The 3,305-nt window shown below is 73.3% G+C and carries 3 protein-coding genes; all 3 read left to right on the top strand.

Going from position 1 to position 3,305, the window contains the following annotated elements:
* A partial coding sequence (locus OZN99_RS28160) for a hypothetical protein (RefSeq protein WP_270938535.1) occupies nt 1-1,128 on the top strand: 1,128 nt, incomplete at its 5' end.
* 73 nt (nt 1,129-1,201) lie between these two features.
* The gene (locus OZN99_RS28155; protein WP_270938534.1) at nt 1,202-2,527 is read left to right on the top strand and encodes a UDP-glucose dehydrogenase family protein; all 1,326 of its coding nucleotides are present in this window, start codon (nt 1,202-1,204) and stop codon (nt 2,525-2,527) included.
* 149 nt (nt 2,528-2,676) lie between these two features.
* Complete coding sequence (locus OZN99_RS28150; RefSeq protein ID WP_270938533.1) at nt 2,677-3,138, top strand: (2Fe-2S)-binding protein; 462 nt, start codon at nt 2,677-2,679, stop codon at nt 3,136-3,138.
* Nucleotides 3,139-3,305 lie beyond the last annotated feature (167 nt).

Here is a 3,305-nt window from a genome sequence, read left to right as displayed (position 1 = left end):
ACCGCCGCCGCCCCGCTGGCCCTGCGCGCGCTGGTGGCGGGCGAGGAGGTCGGGCGCTGGAGCTTCGCCGAGGACCAGCCCGTGACCCTCGCCGTGCCCCTGCCCGCCGCGCTGCGCGGCCGCGCCGACCCGGTGATGCTGGAACTGCTGCCGGATCCGCCGCGGGCGCCCCGACCCCTCGGCCTCGGCGCTTCGGAAGGTCGCTTCGGCTTCGGCCTGATCGCCATCGAGGCGCGCCCGGCCGGGCAGCCGACGCGCCATCCCCGCCTGGCCCTCGATCCCGGCGCGACGCTACGTTTTGCCGCAGGCGCCCTGCCCGCCGGCGCGCTCGGCCCCGACTGGCATGTAGCCGAGCCGGACGCCACCTGGAGCTTCGGCCGCGCCGCGCTGCTGCCGCTCCGCCTTGGCCCGGCCGTGCGGGAGCAGGGCACGGTGCTGACCGCGTCGCTGGAGGGCTTCCGCGCCACCCGCATCACCGCCTCGGCGGCCGGCCGTCGGCTTGCCGATGCTCCGCTGCATCCGGGGGCGCGCAACGACCTGGAGATCCCGGTGCCGCCCGGCCTCGCCGGCGAGTCCGGGGAGCTCGACCTCGTGCTTGAGGTGGACGCAGCCCGCTCCCCCTTCGCGGCCGGGGACGGCGGCGACGAGCGGCCGCTCGGGCTGCGACTCGCCAGCCTGCACGCGGCACCGGCGGAGCAGCGGGCGCAGCGCGCGGAGTACCTGTTCTCCGCCGCCGGCAGCGCCGCGGCCCTGCGGCTGGAGGGCTGGTTCGACCCGGAGCCCGACGGTCGCTGGTCCGAGGCCGCGGGCGCGCGTATCCGGTTGCCGCGGCCGGAGGGGGCTGGCGACACGCTGCGCCTGGAATTCGACGGACGGGTCTACGGCACCCGGCACGGCGGGCCGGCGCGGGTGGATGTCGAGGTGGACGGCGTTCTCGCCGCCTTCCTCGTCTTCGAGGACGACGCCTTCGCGACGCGCGTCGCGCAGGCCGTGGTCGAGCCGGGTCACGAAGCGGTGACACTCTCCGTGCGACGTCCTGGCGGCGTCTCCCCGGCCGAATGCGGCGAGGGCGACGATGCGCGGCGCCTGGGCCTGATGCTTCGGCGGCTCGTCGTGGTATGGGAGTAACCGCCGGGGGTCACGCCCCGCCGGCCGGCGCGCCCGCGCGCCCCCTGCTCGTCAGACTTGGAAGAGGTTCTGCATGCGCGTGGCGATGATCGGGTCCGGCTATGTCGGGCTGGTGTCCGGGGCCTGCTTCGCCGATTTCGGCCACGAGGTGGTCTGCGTGGACGTCAACGCGCAGCGCATCGAGGACCTGAAGGCCGGCCGCATCCCGATCTACGAACCGGGCCTCGACCGGCTGGTGGCGGACAACGCCGCCGCCGGGCGGCTCTCCTTCACCACCGACCTGGCTGCCGCGGTGAAGACGGCGGAGGCGGTGTTCATCGCCGTCGGCACGCCCTCGCGCCGCGGCGACGGCCATGCCGACCTCAGCTTCGTCAGCGCGGCGGCCGAGGAGATCGCGCGGTCGCTCGGCGGCTATACCGTCGTGGTCACCAAATCCACCGTGCCCGTCGGCACCGGCGACATGGTGGAGCGCATCATCCGCGAGGCACGGCCCGGGGCCGAGTTCTCGGTGGTGTCGAACCCGGAATTCCTGCGCGAGGGCGCGGCGATCGAGGACTTCAAGCGCCCCGACCGCGTCGTGGTCGGCGCCAATGACGAGCGCGCGAAGCAGGTGATGGCGGAGCTGTATCGACCACTGTCGCTGAACGCCGCGCCGGTGCTGTTCACCGACCGCCGGACGGCGGAGCTGACCAAGTATGCCGCCAACGCCTTCCTGGCCACCAAGATCACCTTCATCAACGAGATCGCCGATCTCTGCGAGGAGGTGGGCGCCGACGTGCAGCTGGTGGCGCGCGGCATCGGCATGGACAAGCGCATCGGGCCGAAATTCCTCAATGCCGGCCCGGGCTACGGCGGCAGCTGCTTCCCGAAGGACACGCTGGCGCTGATCCGCAGCGCGCAGGACCATGGCGTGTCGCTGCGCGTGGTGGAGAGCGTCGTGGCAGTGAACGACGCACGCAAGACCGCGATGGCGCGCAAGGTGGTGAAGGCGGCCGGCGGCAGCGTGGCGGGCAAGACCATCGCCGTGCTCGGCCTGACCTTCAAGCCGAACACCGACGACATGCGCGACGCGCCCTCGATCAACATCATCGACGCGCTGCAGCGCGCCGGCGCCACCATCCGCGCCCACGACCCCGTGGGCATGGAACAGGCGCAGGCCGTGCTGCACGGCGTCACCTACACCGACAGCGCCTATGACTGCGCGCATGGCGCCGACGTGCTGGTGCTGATCACCGAATGGGACGCCTATCGTGCGCTGGACCTGGCCCGCCTGAAGCAGCGGATGAAGGCGCCGGTGGTGGTTGATCTCCGCAACGTCTACCGCGCGGAGGAGATGGCGCGGCACGGCTTCCGCTACGTCCGCATCGGCGCCCGGCCGGAGGACGCCACGCCGGCGTGATCTCCGCCGGGTGCGGTGCACACCGGCCCGGTTCCTAACGCCACGCGACGGCGCTATCCTGGATGCCTGGGCAGGCCGCGCAGCCGGCCGCCCGGGGGAACAACGTCGTACGAACAGACGCCGAACGGCGACAACGTCCAGGAAGAGCCATGCCGATCAACGTCACCATCAACGGGCGCCGTCACGCGCTCGATGTCGACCCCGACATGCCCCTGCTCTGGGCCATCCGGGACGTGCTGGGCCTGACCGGCACGAAATACGGCTGCGGCATCTCCGCCTGCGGCGCCTGCACGGTGCTGGTGGACGGCACCACCGCCATCCGCTCCTGCGGCACGCCCGTCTCCGCTGTGGACGGCCGCGAGGTCACCACCATCGAGGGGCTGCACCCCGAGCACCGCCACGCGCTGCAGCAGGCCTGGATCGAGGAGCAGGTGCCGCAATGCGGCTACTGCCAGTCCGGCCAGATCCTGGCTGCGGCCGCGCTGCTGCAGGCCACCCCGCGCCCCACCGATGCCGACATCGACTCGGCGATGGTCGGCAACCTCTGCCGCTGCGGCACCTATCCGCGCATCCGCGCCGCGATCAAGCGCGCCGCCGGCACCGGCGTCTGAGCGAGAGGAGGGACAGGCCATGAACGCATCGCTCGACCGCCGGTCGATCCTCCGCGCTGCCGGCGCGCTCGTCATCGGGTTCGCCGTGCCGCTGCCCGCCGCACGCGACGCCGCAGCCCAGCCGCGCCCGCCCGTGCAGCCGCCCGCCACCGGCGGCGCCGGCACGC

The organism is Falsiroseomonas oryzae (assembly GCF_027856955.1).
GTDB lineage: Bacteria > Pseudomonadota > Alphaproteobacteria > Acetobacterales > Acetobacteraceae > Falsiroseomonas > Falsiroseomonas oryzae.
This window is presented reverse-complemented; position numbering and strand designations above follow the sequence as displayed.